Consider the following 23,947-nt stretch of genomic DNA (forward strand, 5'->3'; position numbering starts at 1 on the left):
CAACAGTTGGACAGAAAAGTCTACAATCGTCTGCGCATATGTATCTGGAAGCAATGGAAAACCATCCGTAACCGGTACCGTAATCTTATAAAACTTGGCTTATCAAAGTATTACGCAAGGATGTGGAGCAAAACGAGTATAGGTTACAGCCGTGCGGCTCGTAGTCCGATACTATGCAGAACCCTCACCAACGCATACTTTAGGAAAGAAGGCTATGTCGGATTTTACGAACGCTATTATCTGAAAACAGAAAGTCAGATTAAATTATTCTAACAAACCGCCGTATACCAGACCGGTACGTACGGTGGTGTGAGAGGACAGTGAGGGAAATAATCCCTCACTTCCTACTCGATTTACAGGCCATCTGTATTGAGCATGGCCTTGAGGATATTTGTTTGCACGTCGTAGTTGCCTATTTTCTGAAGGAAATCCACTTCCGATATCTTCTCATGGTATTCGCTTAAAACGGCTTTTACGGGCTCCGGAAGACGGGTTTTAATGAGTTTTGCCCGGCTCTCCAGCAGGTCGTTCTTTGAGTTCAGTTCCTGCAATATCCTGGCCTTTTTGGAAAGGTTGTTTGTCCAGTCGATATTGGGGATAGTAGAAAGATCGCAGAGCAAAAGCAGGTTTTTGGAGGGAAGATAAAGGTAATGCCTGTCGAGGTCCAGGAAGCGGTAGATCTCTACGGCCAGGTCGCCGGATCTGAGACCGCAGAAGAACTCTGTTTTGAAATCCACTTTGCAAAGTAGCCCCATCAGCTTTTTCTGTATGGTAGCATGGGTGTTTTTATAAACTTTGTCTGTATCAAAATTGATCAGCGCCAGCATCTGGTCTGCCGATATATCGTAGAAAAAGTCCTGGGCGTAACGGTTGCTGAATGCGTTGATATTCCTGGAGAAGGGGTACTCGTCTGTATTTTCGGATAAGGTTTTGAAAAGCGCCCGCATAGAGAGGTTCATTTTCAGAGATTGCCGTTGTTTGTCGAGTTCGTAACTCTTTTCGGTGAACACGGCGTTGTTGAGTTTCTCTATGAGCTCTTCGTTAAGATGTATTTCGTCGTACAGCAGGCTTACATTCTTTTCGTTATCGGCCTTGATTTTCCTGAGCAGGTCTATGACGGAGTCGGTGTACTGGATATGGAAGAGTTCCAGTTTATTGATATCCAGTTCCGGGTTGGTTTCGAACAGTTTATGGACAACCTGGCTACGGAGATAGATCTTATAAATGATCTCCTCATCGAAAAACGCAGAAAGCACCTGTAATTTGCTTATGGTTTTATTTGAGTTGTTCAGTATTATAGCCAGGTTATCCTCCATTCCTTTTACTTACAAATATTATTTAACGTTTGTTACGTTTTTCTTCAACTCTGTTTCCAGGTTCTGCAACTCACTGTCTAATACTTTACGGCTTTCAGCGCCTTGTTCGTGAATTCTCTTCACTTCGTGAAGCGTTTCGATCAGCGACTGTGTAGTTCTCTTCAGTGTTTCGATAGATACAACGGTCTTTTCATTTTCCTTGGCCACTTCGATACTGTTCTGTTTCAACAGGTCTGCATTCTTCTGCAGGATAGTGTTGGTAGTATCGGATATTTTGCGTTGCATTTCCACGTTGGCTTTTTGTCTTTGCAGTGCAACGGCAATGGTCAATTGGTTTTTCCACACCGGGAGGGTAGTGGTAATGATAGACTGTGCCTTTTCAGCGATAGACGTGTTGTTGTTCTGAACCAGGCGGATCTGCGCCAGTGACTGAAGCATGATGAAACGAACGATCTTCATATCTGCCAGTCGTTTGTCCAGGCGGTTGATGAAGTCTCTCAGGTCTGCAATTTCATAATCCTGGTAGTTAGCCGGGTTTGCTTCCATTACAGCCAGTTGTTCGTTCAATTCGTTCATTTTCAGTTGACCGGAAATGATCAGGTCTTCCATTTGCTTGATGTAGCTGACATTGCTGTCAAACATCGTTTGGAGGGAACTGTTGTCTTTGATGGAATTAAGGCGGCCAGCTTTGATCTTGTTGGTGATCTTGTCGATGTTATTGATCACTGTATCATATTTCTGGAACAGCTTTTTGGCATCAAAAACCAGTTTCTTCAGGAATGGAAGTTTGGAAAGCATTCCCTTAAACCCTGTCTGATTCAGCTCTTCTACGTCAATGTAGTTCAATTCAGCCAACAGGTCGTTGATCAGCCCGCCTACCTCTCCTGCCTGGTTGGTCCGTACAGAAGTAAGGAATTCGTTGCTGTAACGCTCCATAGAAGCCTGAACGTCAGAACCGTAGCTCAACACAGAGTTCACATCGGAGGTGACCAGCGTTTTGTTCAGCTCTTTGTATTTCTGTGTTTCTTCCGGGCTGAGATTGGCAAGGTTGGTATTTCCTTCTTTGTCAATTCTGACGGTAGGAAGAGTTGGATCGGTGATATTTGGTGTTGTTTCCATAAGGTATCGAAATTAGTAAAAAGGGTAGTAAGATAAAAACTACAAATACTGTTGTGCAACGGTATTTACAGTTTGCTCTAATTTCCTGTCGCGTGTTGGTTCTCCTATCGCGTTAAATTTCCATTCTCCGTTCTTTTTATAGAAAACGCCCATCACCATGGATACATGTCCCGCAAATCCAGGTCCGCTGGCGATATCGTAAGTGGCAAACACTTCATTCACGCGGGAAGGAGTACCTTCATAAATGCGGATGGAAGCAAATGGGATGGTGCCAAAATCGTGTCCCCTGAAGCTGTTCAGAACAAATGCCACATAGTTGATGTTGCTGTTCAGGCGGGAGAAATCCAGCGTGATCACTTCGTTGTCGAGGCCGTCGTTGCCGTTCATATCGCCCGTCAGATCGTCGCCGCTATGGATCACTGCGGAGTCTTTAGACCGGAGGTTGCCGAAATAAACCACTTCCAGCAGTTGTTTTTGCTCGTTGAATAAAGCGCAGCTACCGTCGAGGTCTACTGCTTCCTTTGTTTTACCCAGGCCGAACAAGCCTTTCTTTTCAATAGCTCCCCAGTTGATGCCTACGCAAACATGTTGAAGTTTGGTACCATTTGATTTTTCGAGACTGATACGCTGCCCTTTTTGAAGATTTATTGCCATTGATATGATGTTAGCTTTTGTGATTAATTGTATTTGTTGAGATAGTCCTGCAATCCGCCTTTCATGCCTACGCCTACTGCTTCAAATTTCCATTCGTCGTTCCGTTTGTAGATCCTTCCGAATTCCACTGCGGTTTCGATAGAGAAATCTTCTTCCAGTTCATATTTCAGGATCACTTCATTGGTAGCGGCGTCCAGTATGCGCACATAGGAATTCCTTACCTGGCCGAAGTTCTGTTTCCTGGCTGCGGCATCGTGAATGGTCACTACCACGCAGATCTCGGCAGTTCTCGGGTCAATTTTAGAGAGGTCTATTTTGATCTGTTCGTCATCTCCTCCGCCTTCTCCCGTCAGGTTATCGCCTGTATGTTGCACCGCTTCGTCCGGCGATACCAGGTTGTTATAAAAAATGAAGTGTTGGTCAGATAAGATCTTCCTGTTCTCTCCCATGATAAAAACAGAAGCATCCAGGTCAAAGCTGGTACCAGTAGAGGACGAGTTGACATCCCAACCTAAGCCGATAATGAATTTAGGTGCATTGATAGTTTGTCGCTGCCCTTTTTGCAAGTTAATTGCCATGCTTTAAACTTTTATGTGTTCTTTGAAAAAGGTGATTGCTAAGATACTCAAGATTCTGCTGGTAAGCATCAATTGTATGATAACCGTTGCCAATGGCCATATCATACAGGAGGTTGATGAATTTTTCCGACTTGTTCTGTAGAAAAACACGGAACGCGTCAGCGTCGTAATTCAGCAGGTATTTTACAATACGGGTGTTAATTGCAAACCGTTCCCCGGATACAATATCATCCAGGTCGAAAATATTCTTTACACAATGATAGTTCAGGTGATTCTCGAAGTTCGGGTGAATGGCTTTATTCTGCAATTCTGCAAAATACAGCAGGTAAATATCGTTGGTCAGCTGGTAAGTATCCGCCATCTTTAAGATCATACGTTCATGACTTCCGGTGATCCGTATATCATCCAGGAATACGATGACCTTATCTTTCAGGAATTCCCTGTCGATATGAAAACTATCGTTTCCTATCAGCTGCAATCTTTGTTCGGCATCCAGGTTACCATAATCTTCCTTATAGGTAATGGTACGGTGTACCTTTGTTTCCTGGATGATCGGGTATCCGTTCAATGCCAGCCATCTGTTCAGCCGGTAGCTGAAATAGTTTTTCATGGCAAAAGTAGCAGTGGGGATAAACGAATAAGGGCTGGATACTACTACCAATTGAGGAACAGGACCAGTGCCCAGGTGCTGATCAATGAATCCTTGTGCCAGTTGAGTACCGAATTTCTCTGCCACTGCGTCATCGCCGAATTTAAAACGGCTGTAGTCATCAGGGGAGAATCCTACATCATTGGTATCAATGATCTTATGTAAGGAATAGGTTGTAATCATTAGTTAAGCAAACTTGAAATACATCGATTATTGGAATTTATGAGTAACGACTGAATACCGGCAGCATTAGCCCCATCGATGTCGGCTTTGTTATTATCGCCTATGTGTACAATTTCCTGTAAGGGTATTAATTCGTTATTTCTGCTGATCGCTACCTGGTCAATCATTTTGCGGAAGAGGAGAATGTTGGGTTTCGACATCCCCGTTTCATCCGAATATATCTGGAACTTAAAGTACGAACCGATTTCCAGCTGCTGCAATACCTGCCTGAGCGTACTTCCTTTTATGAAAGCAGTGTTGCTCAACAGGCTGATAGTACAGTCGCCGCGTTTATATAATGTTTCCAGCACTTTTTTGGTTTCATTGCAATAAACCCTTGGCATAAACCTAAAGAACAACTGCTCCATTTCGTTATACAGGGCGGCCAGGTCAACAGATTGCAGATCGTATTGGTGATCATTGAATTCGCTGATCACCATCAGGTAAAGTTCATCTGTATCCATATGCTTACCTGTTTTTTCGTTGATCGCGTTGGCAAGCAGGTCTATCCGTCTGAAGGCTTTCTCTGCTTCTTCCAGTGGTTTCTGAAATTGATTGAAGTTATCAAAAATAAACTTAGCCCTCTCTTTTTTAAAAGAAGGATTTGATCTGATCAATGTTAACCAAAGGTCGAAAGAATAATGCCTGTACTTACTCATCTATGTTTACCGTATTAATGTTTTATGATTACTACGTTCTGTGTTAAACTACTATACTTGACATAGCCGATAGTGTCCGGGTTAATGTATTTAAACAGTCTGCGGCCGCGGAAAGCTAATATAATGTTTAATTGCACACGATAATCAAAAAGCGTGCAGATTTAATGCAGCGTTATCGTTCCCGAACTTATCTAGTTTCACGCAGAGGGGTTTCACGCAGAGGAGCATAAGAAGCAAAGAAGCATAAGAATTTTTGATCGGAGCGAATAAAAAGGAAGCAAAGAAGTTAGCTTACTATACAATCTCATCTTTGCTTCCTTATTTCTTAAAAAATATATCTTATGCTTCTTTGCTTCTTATGCTCCTCTGCGTGAAACCCCTTTGCGTGAAATCACAATTTCTCCGCTGCTTCCATGAGGGCTGTGACGGCTGCTTTGCCTTCTGCGCCGAGGTCGAGGCTGAATTGGTTGACGTACAGGTCGATGTGTTGGCGCATCACTGATTCGTCCATTTCCTGGGCGTGTGCGGTAACGTATTCAGAAAGTTGCGGATATGAAGCGTAGCTGTTTTGCAGGCTATTATGAATAAGTTGATCCAGTTGCTGGCGAATGGGGGCCGGGATGCTCTTTTTGATAAAGATGCCGCCCAGCGGAATGGGGTTGCCGGTGGTTTTTTCCCAGAATTCGCCCATATCCATGAGTTTTACCAGGCCTTTCAGCTGGTAGGTGAACCTGTTTTCGTGGATGATCACTCCTGCATCTACATCCCCGTTGATCACCGCATTTTCAATTTCTGAAAAGAGCATTACTTTTTTCTTTTTGGCATTAGGGAAGGCGATAGAGAAAAGTAAATTAGCGGTGGTGTTTTCGCCGGGAATGGCAACAGTCAGGTTATCTATCTCGCTTAAGGGAATGTCTTTTTTTGCTATCAGCAGCGGACCGCAGCCGCGCCCTAATGCGCTGCCTGAGTTAAGCAGTTCGTATTGGTCTTTTACTTTCAGGTAAACGGCAAAACTTAGTTTGGTAATATCCAGTTTGCCCTGCAACGCCCAGTTATTAAGGGTTTCAACATCTTCCAAGTGCGTATCGAAAGAAAATTCTCTGGTGTCTATCTTCTTGTTCACCAACCCGTCGAATATAAAGGTATCGTTCGGGCAAGGTGAAAAACCTAATGATAAGTGCATATCGTCTATAATTTAATTCCGGCCAGTGATGAAATAATATTGATCAGTTCTTCATTCAGTGTTTTTACAGCCAAAGGTATTTTCCATTTGCTTTTATCGCGGATCTCTACATAGTTAGAAATACTGCGCAACTGTAAGAATGGCACTTTGGCAGTGAGGCAGGCATAGTGAAATGCAGCTCCTTCCATACTTTCAATAACGGGAGCGTATTTAGTCTCCAGTCTGGCAATGGTAGCAGCGCTGCCGCTTACCAAATTTACGCTAACTCCCCTTACTTTCGGCAGGTCTGGTATAAACGGCAGGCCTGAAAAGGTATTAACCAGGGCGGTACCTGTAAACGGGGGCTGGGAGGGTTGCCAGAGCTGTATATCAAATAAATCTTTAAATTGATCGTTGTCTTCGGCGCCCAGGTCGGCCAGGTATTCTTCGGCTACCATTACCAGGCTGCCTAACTCCCGGGAATGATCGAAACTTCCGCCTATTCCTGCCTGGATAGCAAAGTCAGGCTGCCTGACGGCGAGGTATGTTCCCAGGCTGAAAGCGGTATGCATCATACCGATTCCGGCAACCAGGACCTCAACATCCAGGTGAGCCGGGAAAGAAGAACGATGTTCGTCCAGGAACCGGGTAAAGGGCTGTATTTCCAGTGTGGTGGCGGCAGTAACCAAAATTTTCATGGTGCAAAAGTACAGGAAATTGTCGCTTGCCCATGTAAAACAATTGACAGGATTAAGGATAAATTGGCAGTACTCAGTTAATAGTGGTATTTTTGCGAAAATTTTTTTCAAAAATGATCTATTTAACGCGAGTAGAGAACTTTAATGCAGCGCATAAGTTGTCTAACCCGGGCTGGAGCAAAGAAAAAAACGAGGAAGTATTTGGTAAATGTGCTAATGAAAATTGGCATGGTCATAACTACGAACTACACGTTACAATAAAAGGTAATCCGGATCCAGAAACAGGTTTTGTTTTCAATGCCAAAACACTGGGTGTTATTATTAAAGATACGATCATCGAAAAGATCGATCACCGTAACCTGAACCTGGACGTCGACTTTATGAAGGGTAAATTCACGTCGGCCGAAAACCTGGCCATTGCCATCTGGGACCAGCTCTCTAAACATCTCCCCGCAGAGGTACAATTACATTGCATTAAATTATATGAGACGCCAAGGATCTATGTGGAATACTATGGCGGTAAATAATTGAAAGGACCCCGGCTTGGGGCCCTGTTTAAAAAACATATAAGAATGGCGTATAATAAGAACGAAACTTACGATGAAGACATCACAACGGGGCTTATAAGCAATTATAAGGACTGTTTGCGTCTTCTGGGCGAAGATCCGGAAAGAGAAGGGCTGGAAAAAACACCTGAAAGGGTAGCTAAAGCCATGCAATTCCTTACCCAGGGTTACCAGCAGGATGCCAAAGAAATCCTGGAAGGAGCGAAATTTACCGAGGCATATAGCGAAATGGTGATCGTAAAGGATATTGAACTGTACTCGATGTGCGAACATCACATGCTGCCTTTCTTCGGGAAAGCGCATGTAGCCTATATCCCTAACGGTTACATCACCGGTTTAAGCAAAATTGCCAGGGTTGTCGACGTTTTTGCACGCCGTTTACAGGTACAGGAACGTTTAACTCACCAGATCCTGGATGCTATCCAGGAAACCCTGCAACCGCAGGGCGTTGCTGTGGTAATTGAAGCACAGCATCTTTGCATGATGATGAGAGGGGTACAGAAACAGAATTCCCTGACCACTACTTCCGCGTTCAGCGGCCAGTTTGGCAGCGGCGCTACCAGGGCCGAATTCATGAAACTGATAGGCAAATAGCAGCAACAAACTTTTTACTACGGATTTGTAAATAGAGCGCATCTATCTGCAAATCCGTAGTTCGTAATGGCTATTTCATAATTCTTTTTATATTTGAAAATTATTAATTTGATAATAGAACTTCCATGAAGCATGCTTACATATTTCCCGGGCAGGGATCTCAGTTCCCGGGTATGGGTAAAAATCTGTATGAAACTAATACAAAAGCCAAAGATCTTTTCGAGAAAGCCAATGAAATCCTGGGATTCCGCATCTCCGATATCATGTTCACCGGAACAGAGGAAGACCTGAAACAAACCAAAGTAACGCAACCTGCTGTATTCCTCCACGCTGTAATTGCCTTTTTATGTTCTGAACATGGCCAGCCCGACATGGTAGCCGGCCACTCGCTGGGCGAATTTTCCGCTTTGGTAGCTAATGGCGTATTATCATTTGAAGATGCTTTGAAATTAGTTGCCATCCGCGCTAACGCCATGCAGAAAGCATGTGAAGTGCAACCTTCCACTATGGCGGCCATCCTCGCATTAGACGACGCCAAGGTAGAAGAGATCTGCGCTGCTGTAACTGCCGAAACAGGCGAAGTAGTGGTAGCAGCCAACTACAACTGCCCCGGCCAGTTGGTGATCTCCGGTTCCATCAAAGGTGTGGAACTGGCTTGTGAAAGAATGAAAGCTGCAGGCGCTAAAAGAGCCCTGATACTGCCTGTTGGCGGCGCTTTCCACTCCCCGCTGATGGCTCCTGCCAAAGAAGAGCTACAGGCAGCTATCAACGCCGCTACCTTCAACGCGCCTTCCTGCCCTGTTTACCAGAACGTGGTAGCGAAAGCAGTGACCGATCCGGCAGCCATCAAACAAAACCTGATCGACCAGCTTACAGGCGCTGTAAGATGGACACAATCCGTTCAGGCAATGATTGCCGACGGTGCGACTGAATTTACAGAGGTAGGTCCTGGTAAAGTGTTGCAGGGATTAGTACAGAAGATCAACAAAGAAGCAGTAGTTAACGGGATTAACTAAGTGTTTATAACGATAAGCAGAAGCCCCGGGGTAGTTATACTCCGGGGCTTTTTGCGTTTCTATATATCCATTGCCATTTCGTACTGTGATAAGTATTTCGTCAGCCCTGCCTGCTCCAGGAAGGCGGAGATCTCCGGATGCGCGTCGTCAATATTCAGTATGCTGAAGGCGCCTGGCAGTTGCTGTGCGGCCGTGTGCAGCAGGGTGTTGCCTACGCCGCGCCTCCTCATTTCCGGCGCCACTGCAATGCTGCGGATGCGGCGCGTGTCTTTGGCCACCGTGATGTAGCCGGCGCGTTTGCCATCTATATACGCTTCCCAGGTAACAACATAAGGGGCTTCCCTCTTCCGGCTGTCTACCGAATTAGACCAGGAGGGTTGCATGGTATCGAACTGCCCAAGCCGTTCCCAATCGGGGCTGGGGCTTTTCCTGATCTCGATGCCGGGCCGGGCGCCTGCTTTTATATCTCCTTTATAACAATGCAGTACTCTTTCTTTCCGGAAACCGGTTGCCTTATAGGCCTTGATAGCCGGGAGGTTGGTGCTGATCACTTCCAGCAGCAGCCGCCTGACGCCCTGTTGCTGGTAAACAGGGATAAAATGACCGTACATCTGCTGTACCAGCCGCTGGCCCCTGAAGGCAGGTATTACGCCTGTTCCACCGTTGTACAATACTTTTGGATGCTTGTCGTCGTCCGGCCCCTGCAGGATAAACCCACCCAACTCTCCATTAAAGAAAGCGCCAATGGAGAAAGCGCGCCGGAGATTTTCTCCTTCCATTTTTTGCTGGAGGATAACGGGAGTTAAATGGAACGGAACCAGGTAGTCGCTGAATGCCAGGTTGAATGTATCGCATAACTGGACTGTATCGATGCCTTGCAGTGTTTTAAATTCCGGTTGCATATAGAAAATAAAAAGGTACGTAACCAATTTAATAAACATTGGCAACATACCTTTTACTTATGTTATGAACGGAAACTTTACAGATCAATGCTTACGTTGATCCATTCAGCATCGAATTTGGCTGTATATTTTTTATAGAAATTGATAGCCGGAGTATTCCATTCCAGCACCTGCCATACAATACCGCTGAACTGTTTTTCTTTGGCTTCCTCTATCAGCCGGTCCAGCAATAGTTTGCCGATCCCTTTGCCACGGAAGTTCTCCGTTACAATAATATCTTCCAGGTACATGCGGGAGCCTTTCCAGGTAGAGTAGCGGATATAATAAAGGGCGAAACCCTGGATCACTTCTTTCCCATTCTCTTGTGTGGTGGCTACAAAGGCTTTCCAGACGGGGTTGGGACCGAACCCCGCTTCTTCAAAATGGGCAAGGCTGACTGTTACCTGCTCAGGGGCTTTTTCGTATAAGGCCAGTTCTCTGACCAGTTCCATCAATCGCGCACAATCTTCCCGTTGCGCCACTCTTATTTTGATCTCTTCCATAGCTGAATATTTTTATTTCCGTAAGCCTGCGGGTTGCTCCGGGATGGGCGGATTTGAAACGCATAAGCAGGCCCGGGAACGCGGACAAATGTATATAAACTGTTCTTTAGCTCCTAACGCAAGTTTGAAGAATGTGGCGATCAGCGCGTCAAAAAAAAATCGCATTATTGAAAATATCATAAGGAGGAATGGCAAACAATATTGTAATTTGTATGCTATTCTAAGCGACTCAATATGAAAAATATCCTTGTTCCATATATTTCATATAACCATTGGGCCAACCAGCAGCTGGTAAAAAGTTTGCTGAAGCTGAAACCGGAGCAGGCAGAGGCTTCCTGGGGCGGAGTGCAGCCTTCGGTTTTTGAGCTGGTGGCACAGTTATGGGCGTTCGAGCATGGGTGGTATGAGCGCTTGCAGTTAGTGGAAAAAGTAAGCGATCCGGCCAGGGATTTTAAAGGAACTTTTGAAGAGTTATGCAGCCATTGCCTGGAGCAATCGGCCTTGCTGGAACAGTGGGTGATAAAGGCAACACCAGTAAGACTGGAACATACGGTAGCTTATACCTTAAAAAAGAATGAGCATTATAAAACCGCTGTATACGATGTGATCATCGAAGTGGTAAATGGCAGTACGCTGATCAGGGGGCAGCTGATCTCATTGTTGCAGCAGTTGAATATAAAGAAGTTGCCGGTACTGGATTACCGGAGCTACAAGCCCAGAAAATAAACTGGTTTTTATTATTTTTACCTGAATATTCTCCCTATTAAAGATACGTTATGAACGCAGCTTCCTCTTTTTATAACAAAGCGCCCCGGCATTTGGTGGCGGTAGATTGTATCATTTTCGGGTTCGACGAAGGTCGGCTGAAGCTGCTCATTATGCAACGTAAAGTGGCGCCTATGGCTGGCGAATGGTCGTTGGTCGGTGGTTTTGTACAGGAAGGAGAAGGGATTGAAGAAGCGGCGGCCCGGGTGTTGGAGCATACAACGGGCTTGAACAATATTTATATGGACCAGTTGCATTGTTATGGAAGCGTGAACAGGGATACCGGCGCCAGGGTAATTTCCGTAGCCTATTACGCCCTTATCAGGATAAAGGATCATGATAAGCCGCTGGCAAGAGAGCATGGCGCTCACTGGCTGGAACTGCACGAAATACCGGAACTGATCTTTGATCATAATAAAATGATAGAAGATGCACTGGCAGCCCTCAGGAATAATGCACAATTTCACCCGATCGGGTTTGAACTGCTGCCCGAGAAATTTACCCTGTCGCAGTTACGCAGCCTTTATGAGGAGATCTACCAGCGGACGCTCGATAAACGGAACTTCCGTAAAAAGATCCTGTCGCTGGACGTTATTGAAAAGCTGGAAGAAAAAGATAAGACTTCTTCCAAGAAGGGAGCGCATCTCTACCGGTTCGACCCCCAAAAGTATGAAGCCCTGAAACATAAAGGCCTGGTATTCGAGATCTGACAAAATGAACAAAATGGCTAAACGGATTGCTGACGAATAATGCTATTTTCGACGGAGTGAATACCCGTATATGCATTATTTCCGTCTTTTGGGCGTTTGTTGCCTGTTGTTCTTATATACTGCATTATACGCCCAACGAAATGAAATAAAGTTTATTCAGCGATCGCTATCCCGCACAACAGATAGTATTCAGTATGCAGATGGCCCCCGAAAGACCGCTGCGTTATACCTGGGATACAAGTTGGGTGGCAGGGAAACATATGCCCGGTCTGCTTATGATATAGCTTACAGTAACCAGCCTGTAAGCAGAAAGGCAAATGCGAAACGCAAGCCGGTACCAGTAGCCAGCCAGGTATCTTTCTCTCTTAACAACTGTCTTTTAAAGAGAATTGCCGACCCAAGGCCGGTCATACGTATTGCTGAACAGCAGCAGGGAGCAGAAGAGGCAGACTATCTCTCTTATTTCTTTGGCAGCAAATTGCTGGAAAGCCTGCTGCAGGAATATCATGTCCATTCTCCTTTACTGGCAGGCACAGGGTATAACGACCGGTTTGTCTACTACCAGGTAATATTGATCCTGGTGATTATAGTATTGGTAGCATGCCTTATCACCGCCATTATCCGGTTATATAAATTGTCTGACCCCCGGATGCTTTCTATGGAGCAATGGCAGCAGGAAACGGAAAGGAGCAACATGGCATTAAAAGAAAATGATGACTTCAAGAATAAACTATTATCTATGATCGCGCATGATTTCAGAACCCCATTGCACAATATCGTCAGCATTACAGGCTTCGTTAATGAACGGGTGCTGACGCCCGCCGAAGCAACTGCGATGATCGGGCAGGTAGATAAAACAGCTGCTCATACCCTGCAGTTGTTCGAGGAAATATCCAAATGGGTCCGGACACAGTTGTCAGGTTTCTCTTATCAGCCCGAAGTATTACAGGTACGCGAGTTATTATTGGAAACAGTAGAGAGCCTGAAAACGACCCTGGAAGAAAAAGAGATCAAGCTGCTGCTGGACGTTCCCCTTAACCACGCAGTACAGGCCGATTACGAGATGCTGCAGTTCGTACACCGCAACTTTTTGCATAACGCCGTAAAATTCTCGCCGGATAACGGGGTTATCAGGATACACACGTCAGTAAATGAGAAGGGCACAACAGTCTATTTCACCGATGAAGGTTCAGGAATAGACGGAAACATACTTAAAGGATTGTTCGAATGGCGGCATCTGTCTAAAGACCCCGACAGGGTGGGCAAAGGCGCCGGTATTGCCCTGATCATCTGTAAGGATTTTATAGAAAAGATGGGAGGAGACATAGGTGCGTTTAATAACGAGGACGAAGGAAGTACTTTCTTTTACCGGTTGCCACATTTTTGATCATCTGATTTCGTGTTGTTGATCCCAGGCGTGCAGTAATTCTGGAAACAGGATTCATTAATCGTATTACTATGAATATTACCATTGGTCGCAGATTGACGATCTGTTTTATCTGCTCTTGCTTCCGTCATATGCGCAACATTGGAGCCGTGTTGCTGGGTGGCAGCATGAGTGCATTTGCAGGAGACCTGCGGCAGTCGGGCGACCAGGCAGCTGCCGGGCCGCTTGCTTTTTTTAACAAAGATATTGTAGCGTATAAACTTCTTGCCGGGCGGCTTTTGTTGCAGGCAAACCTGGATGGAGGGCAGATGACAGCGGCGGAAAGAGAATGGATCTTTTATGCCGGCCTGGTGATCCTCGTACTGTTGCTGGCTTTGCTGGGTATCAGGTTCCGTACATCCCGGCTGACTCAAAGCAGGCGCAGGGTGCAGGCAATCCAAAGCGCCAACGCTTTTCTTACGTATGATGAGCTGAAGACGAACGACGAGTTTAAAAAGAAACTGATCGCCATCATCGCAAATGATTTCAGCAGTCCTTTAAAACAAATATCAGCTATCACCGCCCGGCTGGGGCAGCAGGCTTCAGATCCGGCGGTTACCACGGCATTTATTAAGGAGATATCGGTGATCGCCAGAGGGGCGTTGTGTGTATTCGATAACATTCTTAAATGGATAAAATTGCAGTTATCGGGATTCGTATACGTAAAATATCCGTGCAGGCCTTATGAAATTCTTCAGGGCGTGTTGGGAATCGTTGCTCCCCGGATGGAGGAAAAAGGAATTGTTTTCGTAAACCAGGTGCCTCAGCAACTGGTGGTCGAAGCGGATGCAGAGATGTTGAAGATGATACAGCAACATTTGTTGCAACTTGCAATTCATTTTACAGATCCGGGAAGACTGATGGTGGTTTCGGCCTGGGAGGAGTTATCGCTTGCACATATCCGACTGATCACGGAGCCGTCGGAAGACGTAGAGGAGGTGTTGAAAAGCCTTGGCAACTGGCAGCAGAATATGTATGCACTGAGTTATGCAATGACAGAAGACTTTGTTCACAAGATGAATGGGAAGCTTGCATTAAGTTCGGTAGATCAGCGCTACCTGGTCTTTCATGTGACCTTTCCTGTTTGATCGCGGTGGAGGATTTCCCGTATGGGAGCAAAGTAAGCAAGAAGGCAAAGGATATTTGCTTGCTTGCTTACCATGCCGAACTTCTGAGGGAAGTTCTTTAGGTGGAACAGAGTGGGCGTAGCCGGTCTGTGATCCTTGTTATTTACCGTATTTTTCGCCGTCGTAAGCCCATTTGATATAGCTGGCTCCCCATGTGAAGCCGCCGCCAAATGCAGCCATAATAAGGTTATCGCCTTTTTTGAGTTGTTTCTCGTAGTCCCAGAGGCATAATGGAATAGTACCGGCGGTAGTGTTTCCATAGCGCTGGATATTCATCATTACTTTTTCGTCAGGAACTTCGATGTATTGGGAAGTAGCGGAGATGATACGTTTGTTGGCCTGGTGAGGAACTAACCATGCGATGTCCTGTGCCGACAGCTGGTTGCGGTCCATCAGGTCTTTAGCGGCTTCCGACATGTTGGAAACAGCGTATTTAAATACCATTTTACCTTCCTGGTATACGTAGTGTTCGCGGGCGTTCACTGTTTCGATACTGGCAGGTTTAACGGAACCACCGGCTTTCATGTGCAGGTATTCGCGGCCATGACCATCACTTTTCAGGATACTGTCGATGAGGCCATAACCTTCTTCATTTGGTTCGAGTAATACGCCGCCGGCGCCGTCGCCAAAGATGATGCAGGTAGTTCTGTCGGTATAATCGATGATAGAGCTCATTTTATCGGCTCCAATGACCATAACTTTTTTGTAACGACCACTTTCAATGAACCTTGCACCCGTGTCAAGGGCATAAAGGAAACCTGAACAAGCAGCGCTGATGTCAAACCCGAAAGCGTTTTTAGCTCCGAGCTTGTCGGTTACAACATTGGCAGTAGCTGGGAAGGTCATGTCTGGGGTTACAGTAGCAACGATCAGCAGGTCTATTTCTTCGGGGGAAATACCTCTTTTTTTGCATATCTCCAGGGCCACAGGCACACACAGATCAGATGTCCCCTTGCCTTCTCCTTTCAAAATTCTTCTTTCAGAAATGCCCGTCCGGGTTAAAATCCAGTCGTCTGTTGTATCTACTAATTTTTCTAATTCCTGGTTAGTTAGCACGTAATCGGGAACATACCCACCCACCGCTGTAATAGCGGCCGTTATTTTATTCATATAAACTAAATATGTGTTTAAAACGAGGCGTAAAAATACGATATAAACGTATATTTCCTAAAAAAGTAGCATATGTTGAACTTTAAAGGTTGCCAATCCGTTAAAAGTTAGCATCTTTGCGCAGGTTTACGCGGTACATTATTTTCCGCAAGTTTATTAAATTGCAGAACCTTTACCTTGTATGATTGCTTATCTGAGTGGAAAATTAGCGTATAAGTCACCTGCTCTTGTTCATCTGGATGTGAATGGAATCGGCTATGAAGTGCAGATCAGTCTGAACACTTATTCCCGGATTCAGGACTTGGAAAGTTGCAAACTGTTAACCTTCCTCCAAATAAAAGAAGATGCACATACTTTATATGGTTTCTTTGAAGAAGCTGAAAGAAGTCTGTTCCTGTTACTGATCAGTGTTTCAGGCGTGGGAGCCAGCACTGCCCGCATGATGTTATCCTCCCTGCAACCGGAAGATATTCAACGCGCCATCATGATGGAGAACGACAAAATGCTCGAAAGCGTTAAAGGAATAGGTGCCAAAACAGCCAAAAGAATAATCCTGGAACTGAAGGACAAAATTAAGAAGCACAAAGATGCCGGCATACAATTATCTGCCTCTGTAAACAATACAATGCAGGAAGATGCGTTAAATGCTCTGGTAACTCTTGGTATAGCCAGAAACATGGCAGAAACGGCAGTCCAAAAAGTTATGAAGAATGAGCCACTATTGCAAAACTTGGAAGAGCTGATAAAGAAAGCCCTGAAAAGTTTATAAAAAAATATAAAATCCTCTATAAAAACCTATTTTCTTGGCAAGGAAAACATACTTTGGTGCTATTGCCGTTACAGCAATCGTATCCTTTTTAATTGTTAATACTGCCGCTAGAAATCGTACGTGGGATCCGAATTTACTGAAGAGAAGACCTGTGACACCGGACACTGTTATCACCGGGCAGACCAAAATCGATTCTACCGGAAAGAAGAGAGATTCACTAAAATACCCCCTAAAGGACAGGAGAGGCCCCAACCTAACAGATAAGGGGACGGGGAGCGCTATTGACCTCAAAGACCCGGCAAATATCAATAAAATTGTTGAATACGACCCGGTCACGAAGCAATACACGGTAACGGAAAAGATTGGCAACCAATATTATAGAAACCCAACTTACCTCAGTTTTGACGAATTCTACAAACTTCAATCTCAACAAAGCGAAAAAGATTACTGGCAAAAACGCGCCAGTACCCTCGGCAACCTTAACCAACGCGGTATAGGCCCGACGCTTTATAACGGCAATAACCTCTTCGACCGCATCTTCGGCGGAAGCAAAGTAGACATCCGCCCCCAGGGAAGTGTTGATCTGACCTTCGGCTACCAGGGACAAAATATCAAAAACCCCGTACTCGTTGAACAAGCCAGGAGAAATGGCGGCTTCAACTTCGATATGGGCATCAACATGAACGTAGTAGGAAAGATCGGCGATAAACTGAAACTCCTTACCAACTATAACACCCAGTCGCAATTCGACTTCGAAAACCAGGTAAAACTGGAATATACCGGGTATAACGACGAGATCATCAAAAAGATCGAAGCCGGTAACGTAAGCTTTCCTTTAAGAAGCTCCCTTATCTCCGGTATTCAATCCCTCTTCGGGGTTAAAACACAATTGCAGTTCGGGCGCCTGACAGTAACCAGCGTATTATCGAACCAGAAATCCCAGAAGCAGAACATGATGCTGAAAGGCGGAACCCAGGTACAGGACTATAACATCCGGGCAGACGAGTACGAAGACAACCGGCACTTCCTCCTGGCCCAGTTCTTCCGGGATACGTTCAACTACGCCATGTCCAACCTGCCCGTCATCCGCTCCCTTACCAACATCACCCGCCTGGAAGTTTGGGTGACCAATAAAACAGGAGCCACTACGCAAACCAGGGATATCGTGGGCTTGATGGACCTCGCCGAGTATGCGCCTTATAACAAGGATATCCGGGTGAACACTTCTTCTCACCTGCCCGACAGGGGAACCAACGACCTGTATGGAAAACTGGTCAGCGATCCTGCCAGCCGAAATACGGGAACGGTTGTAAGCCGGTTGCTGGCTTTAGGGCTTCAGCCGGTGTCGGAGTTCGAGAAAACATTCGCAAGAAAACTGGATTCTACCGAATATACCTATAACCGTCAACTGGGCTTCATCTCTCTGAACCAGCAACTGCAACCCGACGAGGTGCTGGCAGTTGCTTACCAGTATACCTACAACGGAAGGGTATACCAGGTGGGTGAGTTCTCGCAGGATGTACCGCCGGATCAGAACAACAGCGCCAACCAGCCCGTATTGTTCCTGAAGCTCCTGAAAGCTACTTCCGCACGGCCTGTTCTTCCTATCTGGAAACTGATGATGAAAAACGTGTATGCTACCGGCGCTTTCCAGGTGAACAAGGAAGATTTCAGGATGGATGTTTATTATAAAGACCCCGGCGCCGAAGGCCGCCCGCCAAGCGATAAACGTTATATACCCGACGCCAAGGGCGATTATGCCGGCGCTCCTATCATCACCATCCTGGGACTGGACCGGTTGAATAACCAGTTAGACCCCCAACCGGATGGAGTGTTCGATTATGTAGAAGGATATACTATCAACTCCCTGCAGGGCAAGATCATCTTCCCTACGCTGGAACCCTTTGCTGATGGATTGAAAAAGGCGTTTGGCGGAGATGCAACATTGGAAAAACAATACCTCTACAGGGTGTTATACGACTCCATCAAAGTAGTGGCCCAACAATTCCCGCAACTCAACAGGTACGTGATCAGGGGTTCCTATAAATCTGCCAACTCGTCTGAGATCATGTTGGGCGCAGGTGTTACCATCCCGCCGGGATCTGTAACAGTAACAGCAGGCGGACAGCTGCTTCGCGAAAACGTGGATTACATCATCGATTATAACCTGGGCAGGCTTAAAGTGATCAACGCCGGCGTCCTGAATTCAGGAGTGCCTATCAATGTACAGTTTGAGAACAACGCTTTGTTCGGGCAGCAGGTCCGGAATTACTTCGGTACCCGCCTGGATTATGTGGTCAACGATAAACTGAGCCTGGGCGGAACAGTGGTAAGAATGAGCGAACGCCCTTACTACCAGAAAGTGAACTATGGGGAAGATCCTATTAAGAATACCATGGTAGGATTCGACGCCAACTACGCCTCCGAATGGAAAGGACTGAACAAATTCCTGGATAAATTACCAAACTATAACAGCACTACTCCTTCTACCATCCTCTTTACAGGCGAGGTGGCCAGGTTATTCCCCGGCCACAGCAAACTGGTGAACCAACCCGGTTCCCGCCAGGGTACTGCCTTTATCGACGACTTTGAAGGGGTGAAGAGCGGTTATGACCTGAAATTCCCTGCCACCAGCTGGGCATTGGCTTCTACGCCGAAAGGCGCTACCAACGCCAGCGGCCAGGTAATGTTCCCTGAAGCGGAAGTAAGCAATGTGCTGGAATATGGTAAGAACAGGGCAAAACTGGCTTGGTACATTATCGAACCAACCTTACAGCTGCCTAAATCGCCTAACCTGCCTCCCGGCATCTCGGTAGACGACCAGTCAGATCCCCGCGTGAGAATGGTTTACCAGAAAGAAGTGTTCAAGAACAGGTCTACAGATTTCGGGCAAGCCCAGTTAAGCACGCTCGACTTGGCTTATTACCCAACAGAAAGAGGCCCGTATAACTTTACTTCTTCCAATTTACAGATGGATCGCAATGGTCGCCTCGTCAGACCTCAAACCCGCTGGGGCGGTATCATGAGGGCGATAGATAACAGCGACTTCGAAACTTCCAATATCGAGTATATCGAATTCTGGATACAGGACCCATTCATCAAACAGCCGAACAGCACCGGCGGTTCCCTGTACTTTAACCTGGGTAACGTGTCGGAAGACATCCTGAAAGACTCCAAAAAGTTTTTCGAAAATGGAATGCCTGATCCAACCCAGGACCCGAATAAGATCGACTCGTCCAAATGGGGCCGTTTCCCTAAATTCCAGCAGCAGATCACGCAGGCGTTTGACAACGATCCTGCCATCCGCGCGTACCAGGACGTAGGATATGACGGTCTCAGATCGCAGGACGAAGCATCGTTCTATAAAGGGTATATGGATACCTTAAGAATGAACTTCGGCGGTGCGCCTGTTTACAACCAGGCGTTGGCCGACCCGGCAAACGATGATTACAAACATTATCGCGATCCTGTTTACAACGGTCAGCCGATCCTGCAACGCTATAAAAACTATAGCAACCCTGAAGGCAATTCGCCGGTTTCAGATTCCAAATCGCAGTATTCTTCTGCCGCTACCAATATTCCTGAATCAGAAGACCTGAACAGGGATAATACCATGAACGAAACTGAAGAATACTTCCAGTACAGGGTCGACCTGAAACCGAATATGCAGGTAGGTACCAACTTCATCGTAGATAAAATCGATGCAGATGTTACATTGCCCAATAACCAAAAGGTTACAGAAACCTGGTACCAGTTTAAAATTCCTATCAATCAATACAACCAGAAGGTTGGAAACATCCCCGACTTTAAGTCGATCCGTTTCATGAGGATGTTCCTTACTAATTTCTCTGATTCTGTAGTTGTACGTTTCGGGAAACTGGAACTGGTACGCAACCAGTGGCGCAGGTATATGTATGAAGTGAAACCAGGCGATCCTATTCCTATCGATAACAGCACTACATTTAATTCTTCTGCTGTCAACATCGAAGAGAACTCGTCCCGTACTCCTATCCCTTATGTACTGCCTCCGGGAGTAGTAAGGCAGAATACTATCAGCACCAATAATACTACCCTGCAGTTAAATGAGCAATCATTATCTGTACAGGTATGTAACCTGAAAGATGGAGAGATAAGAGCGATGTACAAAACGCTGAATATGGATCTGCGCCAGTATAAGAAGATGCAGATGTATATGCACGCAGAAGCAGTGCAGTCGGCTTCTTCGCTGAGAGACGGGCAGATACAGGCAGTGATCCGTATCGGTAGCGACTTTGTAAGCAACTATTACGAATACCGCATTCCATTGAAGGTAACAGACTGGAATGGTCCCAAGACGGCGTATGATATATGGCCTGAAAGAAATAACCTGGAACTGGTATTATCGCAGATGAGCGCATTGAAGCAAAAACGGAATATGTGCGATTCCTGTTCGCCATTGCTGCCTTACCCGCAAAACCCGGTAGCCGACGAGTATGGCAACTACATGACGGTAATGGGTAACCCGAGCTTAGGTGATGCCAGAACAATGATGATTGGTGTATTGAACCCGAAAGATGATGGTATGCCTCAATGTGCGGAAGTTTGGTTTGACGAGTTAAGATTGACAGACTTTGACGAAAAAGGCGGCTATGCTGCGCAGGCAAGGGTAGATGTGCAACTGTCCGACCTGGGTACTGTATCCGTATCCGGGAATATGCACACAGCAGGATTCGGAAATATTGACCAGCGGGTGAATGAACGGTTCAGGGATAACTTCCTGCAATACGACGCGGCGGCCAACTTAGACCTGGGCAAACTGCTGCCTAAGAAAATAGGCTTGTCTATACCTGTGTATGCAGGTTACTCGCAGGCGGTAAGTAATCCTGAGTATGATCCTTACGACCTGGATATTAAACTGAAAGATAAAATTGCGCTGGCCAGGAACAGGAGAGAAAAAGACTCTATCCGCCGCAATGCACAGGACTTCACTTCCATCAAGAGCCTGAACTTTACGAACGTCCGTAAGCTGAACCTTGGCAGTTCGGGCAAACGCAAACTATGGGATTTGGAAAACTTTGACCTGAGTTACTCCTTCTCGCAGATCATGCGACATAACCCGCTTATCGAAAATGATGTGCTTACAAAACATCGGGGCGGATTAGGATATAACTACGCAGGGCAACCGCATTACATAGAACCGTTTAAACGACTGATACGAAGCAAGACGCATTGGTTTGATCTTATAAAAGATTTCAACTTCAACTACGTGCCGTCTATCCTCAGCTTCAGGGCCGATATCTCCAGGCAGTTTGGAGTTACCCGTGTGAGGAACGTAGGCGGAGATGTGAAATACCAGTTGCCGGAAACCTATAATAAATACTTTACTTTCGACAGGTATTACACGGTGAAATGGGATCTGACCCGCAGCATCAACTTTGAGTTCAACGCGGTGAATAATGCAAGGATAGATGAACCGTATGGCAGGTTGGATAACTCTTCGAAGAAAGACACTGTTCGTCGCAACTTCTTCAGGGGAGGGCGTAATACTAACTACATGCACAATGCAAACTTTACCTATTTATTGCCGACTGCCAAGTTCCCGGCTTTAAACTGGACCAACGTTTCCATTGGTTATAGTACGGAATACCGCTGGACCGGCGCATCTCAACTGGCGCTGTACCTGGGTAACGCCATCGAAAACTCACAACAGAAAACGTTGACGGCGGAATTCAAGTTTGCCGAGCTTTATAATAAGTCGAGATTCCTGCGTGAGATCAATGCCCGGAAAAATACCGGTAATAATCAAAACAACAACAATAAGAAGAACAACCAGAAAGACCAGGCTAACCAGCAACAGACAGCCTCTTCGGATAAAGAAATATCTCCCTGGGTGAAAGGTATCCTGAAGCCGCTGATGATGCTGAAGCGTATAGGACTGAACTATAATGAGAATGCCGGTACAAGATTGCCAGGATATATAGACAGTACGAAAGTTCTGGGTATGAACTGGGCTTCAATGGCGCCGGGTCTGAACTTCGTGTTGGGATACCAGCCCGACAGGAAATGGTTTGATAAATTCGCACAAAAAGGACTGATAACGCCTGATACTTTATTCAACATACAGGCACAGCAACAATACACGCAACGCTGGGACCTGCAGGCCCGTTTAGAGCCATTCAATGACCTGACCATCGACCTGACGATGACCAAGTCGTTTACCAAAACGCATACGGAGCTTTTCAAAAACCTGACAGATCCGCCTAATTACCAGCACCTGAGCCCATATGATGCCGGCGGATTCGAGATCTCTTATATCGCTATCAAAACAATGTTTGGCAATATCCAGACAAAAGACGGCGTATCTGAAACATTCAGGAAATTCGAGTCATACAGGAACACGATCTCCCAACGTTTGGGAGCGCTGAACCCTTATAATAAAGATCCGGGCATACCATCAAAGGATCCTAAAGATCCTACTTACGCTTACGGCTATACGAGATATGCACAGGATGTATTGATCCCTGCATTCCTTGCAGCCTATACAGGAAAAGACCCCAGCAAAATATCGCTGCTGAAACAGGGTAATGATAATGTGAAAAGCAATCCGTTCAGCAACTATATACCACGGCCGAACTGGAGCCTGACCTATAACGGGTTAACGAAGCTGGAACCATTCAGATCTTTCTTAACCAACTTTACGTTAAGGCATACTTATATAGGTTCATTGAGAATGGATTCCTACAATACTTCCATGTACTTCGAAGATCCAAGGCTGGCAGGATTCCCGGCGTTCAGGGATACTATCTCCGGAAACTATTACCCGTATTTCATGGTGCCTAACCTGACGCTGACAGAATCTTTCTCTCCATTATTGGGAGTGGATATGACCTTTGTAAACAGCCTGAATGCAAGGGTAGAATTCCGTAAAACGCGTTCGCTGAGCTTAAGCCTGATCGATTACCAGTTAACGGAAGTAAGGTCGAGTGAGATCATCATTGGCGGCGGTTACAGGATCAGGGGACTTGCATTGCCTTTTGCGATCAATAAGAACGGCGCCCGCAAGTTGCAGAACGATCTGAACATACGGCTGGATCTCAGCTTCCGTGATGATAAAACAGCCAATAATCGTTTGGATGCCGACCTGGTTATACCAACAAGCGGGCAGAAGGTAGTTGGTATTTCACCATCTATCGACTATGTGGTGAACAACAGGTTGAACCTGCGTTTCTTCTACGACAGGCGTCAGACCATCCCTGTGATTTCAACCGCTTACCCGATCACCAGCACGAACGGAGGTATCACATTCAGGTTCATATTATCGCAATAACGACCAGATCTTTTTTACATAAAAGGCCGGGGCATTCTGATGCTCCGGCCTTATTTT

At 45.9% G+C, this 23,947-nt stretch carries 20 protein-coding genes; 9 read left to right on the forward strand and 11 right to left on the reverse strand.

What is annotated here, in order from left to right; genetic code table 11:
• Positions 1 to 353: 353 nt before the first annotated feature.
• From BLV62_RS14890 to mqnB, 8 genes are all read right to left on the reverse strand, one after another.
• Entirely contained in the window at positions 354 to 1,316 is a 963-nt protein-coding gene (locus tag BLV62_RS14890; RefSeq protein ID WP_089762761.1) for a hypothetical protein, read from the reverse strand.
• Between the two features lie 18 nt (positions 1,317 to 1,334).
• Positions 1,335 to 2,435, reverse strand: a complete 1,101-nt coding sequence (locus BLV62_RS14895) for a toxic anion resistance protein (RefSeq protein ID WP_089762762.1) — start codon at positions 2,433 to 2,435, stop codon at positions 1,335 to 1,337.
• 39 nt (positions 2,436 to 2,474) lie between these two features.
• Positions 2,475 to 3,089, reverse strand: a complete 615-nt coding sequence (locus tag BLV62_RS14900; protein ID WP_089762763.1) for a TerD family protein — start codon at positions 3,087 to 3,089, stop codon at positions 2,475 to 2,477.
• Between the two features lie 23 nt (positions 3,090 to 3,112).
• Positions 3,113 to 3,667, reverse strand: a complete 555-nt coding sequence (locus tag BLV62_RS14905) for a TerD family protein (protein ID WP_089762764.1) — start codon at positions 3,665 to 3,667, stop codon at positions 3,113 to 3,115.
• On the reverse strand, positions 3,657 to 4,499 hold the full coding sequence (locus tag BLV62_RS14910) for a phosphoribosyltransferase family protein (RefSeq protein WP_089762765.1): 843 nt from the start codon (positions 4,497 to 4,499) through the stop codon (positions 3,657 to 3,659). Before BLV62_RS14910 ends, BLV62_RS14905 begins: the two co-directional genes overlap by 11 nt.
• Positions 4,499 to 5,197, reverse strand: a complete 699-nt coding sequence (locus BLV62_RS14915; protein WP_089762766.1) for an HAD family hydrolase — start codon at positions 5,195 to 5,197, stop codon at positions 4,499 to 4,501. The genes BLV62_RS14910 and BLV62_RS14915 overlap by 1 nt, the downstream gene beginning before the upstream one ends.
• A 391-nt stretch (positions 5,198 to 5,588) precedes the next feature.
• Complete coding sequence (locus tag BLV62_RS14920) at positions 5,589 to 6,380, reverse strand: 1,4-dihydroxy-6-naphthoate synthase (RefSeq protein ID WP_089762767.1); 792 nt, start codon at positions 6,378 to 6,380, stop codon at positions 5,589 to 5,591.
• Between the two features lie 5 nt (positions 6,381 to 6,385).
• Positions 6,386 to 7,057 (reverse strand): futalosine hydrolase, encoded by a 672-nt coding sequence (mqnB, locus tag BLV62_RS14925; RefSeq protein ID WP_089762768.1) that lies wholly within the window; start codon positions 7,055 to 7,057, stop codon positions 6,386 to 6,388.
• 113 nt (positions 7,058 to 7,170) lie between these two features.
• Between mqnB and BLV62_RS14930 the strand changes: the two genes are divergently transcribed.
• The 3 genes from BLV62_RS14930 (at position 7,171) to fabD (ending at position 9,233) form a co-directional block, all read left to right on the forward strand.
• Positions 7,171 to 7,584 (forward strand): 6-pyruvoyl trahydropterin synthase family protein, encoded by a 414-nt coding sequence (locus BLV62_RS14930; protein WP_089762769.1) that lies wholly within the window; start codon positions 7,171 to 7,173, stop codon positions 7,582 to 7,584.
• 45 nt (positions 7,585 to 7,629) lie between these two features.
• Complete coding sequence (folE, locus tag BLV62_RS14935) at positions 7,630 to 8,217, forward strand: GTP cyclohydrolase I FolE (RefSeq protein WP_089762900.1); 588 nt, start codon at positions 7,630 to 7,632, stop codon at positions 8,215 to 8,217.
• A 125-nt stretch (positions 8,218 to 8,342) separates the two neighbouring features.
• Complete coding sequence (fabD, locus tag BLV62_RS14940; protein ID WP_089762770.1) at positions 8,343 to 9,233, forward strand: ACP S-malonyltransferase; 891 nt, start codon at positions 8,343 to 8,345, stop codon at positions 9,231 to 9,233.
• A 59-nt stretch (positions 9,234 to 9,292) separates the two neighbouring features.
• On the opposite strand, the gene BLV62_RS14945 is transcribed toward fabD, so the two are convergent.
• Complete coding sequence (locus BLV62_RS14945; RefSeq protein ID WP_168927950.1) at positions 9,293 to 10,135, reverse strand: GNAT family N-acetyltransferase; 843 nt, start codon at positions 10,133 to 10,135, stop codon at positions 9,293 to 9,295.
• 77 nt (positions 10,136 to 10,212) lie between these two features.
• Complete coding sequence (locus BLV62_RS14950) at positions 10,213 to 10,677, reverse strand: GNAT family N-acetyltransferase (RefSeq protein ID WP_089762772.1); 465 nt, start codon at positions 10,675 to 10,677, stop codon at positions 10,213 to 10,215.
• A gap of 234 nt (positions 10,678 to 10,911) precedes the next feature.
• Between BLV62_RS14950 and BLV62_RS14960 the strand changes: the two genes are divergently transcribed.
• From BLV62_RS14960 to BLV62_RS14975, 4 genes are all read left to right on the forward strand, one after another.
• Positions 10,912 to 11,403, forward strand: coding sequence for a DinB family protein (locus BLV62_RS14960; protein WP_089762774.1), 492 nt, complete (start codon positions 10,912 to 10,914; stop codon positions 11,401 to 11,403).
• A 50-nt stretch (positions 11,404 to 11,453) separates the two neighbouring features.
• A complete protein-coding gene (locus BLV62_RS14965) occupies positions 11,454 to 12,152 on the forward strand; it encodes an NUDIX hydrolase (RefSeq protein ID WP_089762775.1) in 699 nt (232 codons plus the stop codon).
• A 70-nt stretch (positions 12,153 to 12,222) separates the two neighbouring features.
• On the forward strand, positions 12,223 to 13,539 hold the full coding sequence (locus tag BLV62_RS14970) for a sensor histidine kinase (RefSeq protein WP_089762776.1): 1,317 nt from the start codon (positions 12,223 to 12,225) through the stop codon (positions 13,537 to 13,539).
• A 71-nt stretch (positions 13,540 to 13,610) separates the two neighbouring features.
• Positions 13,611 to 14,666 carry a sensor histidine kinase gene (locus tag BLV62_RS14975; protein WP_139170181.1) on the forward strand — a complete coding sequence of 352 codons (1,056 nt, stop codon included), beginning with the start codon at positions 13,611 to 13,613 and terminating at the stop codon, positions 14,664 to 14,666.
• A 138-nt stretch (positions 14,667 to 14,804) separates the two neighbouring features.
• Here BLV62_RS14975 and BLV62_RS14980 read toward each other — a convergent pair whose 3' ends face one another.
• The gene (locus tag BLV62_RS14980) at positions 14,805 to 15,815 is read right to left on the reverse strand and encodes a beta-ketoacyl-ACP synthase III (protein WP_089762778.1); all 1,011 of its coding nucleotides are present in this window, start codon (positions 15,813 to 15,815) and stop codon (positions 14,805 to 14,807) included.
• A gap of 181 nt (positions 15,816 to 15,996) precedes the next feature.
• On the opposite strand from BLV62_RS14980, the gene ruvA reads away from it, so the two are divergent.
• Positions 15,997 to 16,584, forward strand: coding sequence for a Holliday junction branch migration protein RuvA (gene ruvA / locus BLV62_RS14985; RefSeq protein WP_089762779.1), 588 nt, complete (start codon positions 15,997 to 15,999; stop codon positions 16,582 to 16,584).
• Between the two features lie 34 nt (positions 16,585 to 16,618).
• Complete coding sequence (sov, locus tag BLV62_RS14990) at positions 16,619 to 23,890, forward strand: T9SS outer membrane translocon Sov/SprA (RefSeq protein ID WP_089762780.1); 7,272 nt, start codon at positions 16,619 to 16,621, stop codon at positions 23,888 to 23,890.
• The last annotated feature ends 57 nt before the right edge of the window (positions 23,891 to 23,947 follow it).

The organism is Chitinophaga terrae (ex Kim and Jung 2007) (genome assembly GCF_900107795.1).
GTDB lineage: Bacteria > Bacteroidota > Bacteroidia > Chitinophagales > Chitinophagaceae > Chitinophaga > Chitinophaga terrae.

Coding starts and splice junctions, on each gene's coding strand:
- BLV62_RS14970 (WP_089762776.1), top strand. CDS start 12,223: ATGCATTATTTCCGTCTTTTGGGCGTTTGTTGCCTGTTGTTCTTATAT.
- BLV62_RS14905 (WP_089762764.1), bottom strand. CDS start 3,667: ATGGCAATTAACTTGCAAAAAGGGCAGCGACAAACTATCAATGCACCT.
- fabD (WP_089762770.1), top strand. CDS start 8,343: ATGAAGCATGCTTACATATTTCCCGGGCAGGGATCTCAGTTCCCGGGT.
- BLV62_RS14910 (WP_089762765.1), bottom strand. CDS start 4,499: ATGATTACAACCTATTCCTTACATAAGATCATTGATACCAATGATGTA.
- BLV62_RS14900 (WP_089762763.1), bottom strand. CDS start 3,089: ATGGCAATAAATCTTCAAAAAGGGCAGCGTATCAGTCTCGAAAAATCA.
- folE (WP_089762900.1), top strand. CDS start 7,630: ATGGCGTATAATAAGAACGAAACTTACGATGAAGACATCACAACGGGG.
- BLV62_RS14890 (WP_089762761.1), bottom strand. CDS start 1,316: ATGGAGGATAACCTGGCTATAATACTGAACAACTCAAATAAAACCATA.
- BLV62_RS14965 (WP_089762775.1), top strand. CDS start 11,454: ATGAACGCAGCTTCCTCTTTTTATAACAAAGCGCCCCGGCATTTGGTG.
- ruvA (WP_089762779.1), top strand. CDS start 15,997: ATGATTGCTTATCTGAGTGGAAAATTAGCGTATAAGTCACCTGCTCTT.
- BLV62_RS14945 (WP_168927950.1), bottom strand. CDS start 10,135: ATGCAACCGGAATTTAAAACACTGCAAGGCATCGATACAGTCCAGTTA.
- BLV62_RS14960 (WP_089762774.1), top strand. CDS start 10,912: ATGAAAAATATCCTTGTTCCATATATTTCATATAACCATTGGGCCAAC.
- BLV62_RS14975 (WP_139170181.1), top strand. CDS start 13,611: ATGAATATTACCATTGGTCGCAGATTGACGATCTGTTTTATCTGCTCT.
- BLV62_RS14895 (WP_089762762.1), bottom strand. CDS start 2,435: ATGGAAACAACACCAAATATCACCGATCCAACTCTTCCTACCGTCAGA.
- BLV62_RS14915 (WP_089762766.1), bottom strand. CDS start 5,197: ATGAGTAAGTACAGGCATTATTCTTTCGACCTTTGGTTAACATTGATC.
- BLV62_RS14930 (WP_089762769.1), top strand. CDS start 7,171: ATGATCTATTTAACGCGAGTAGAGAACTTTAATGCAGCGCATAAGTTG.
- BLV62_RS14980 (WP_089762778.1), bottom strand. CDS start 15,815: ATGAATAAAATAACGGCCGCTATTACAGCGGTGGGTGGGTATGTTCCC.
- BLV62_RS14920 (WP_089762767.1), bottom strand. CDS start 6,380: ATGCACTTATCATTAGGTTTTTCACCTTGCCCGAACGATACCTTTATA.
- mqnB (WP_089762768.1), bottom strand. CDS start 7,057: ATGAAAATTTTGGTTACTGCCGCCACCACACTGGAAATACAGCCCTTT.
- BLV62_RS14950 (WP_089762772.1), bottom strand. CDS start 10,677: ATGGAAGAGATCAAAATAAGAGTGGCGCAACGGGAAGATTGTGCGCGA.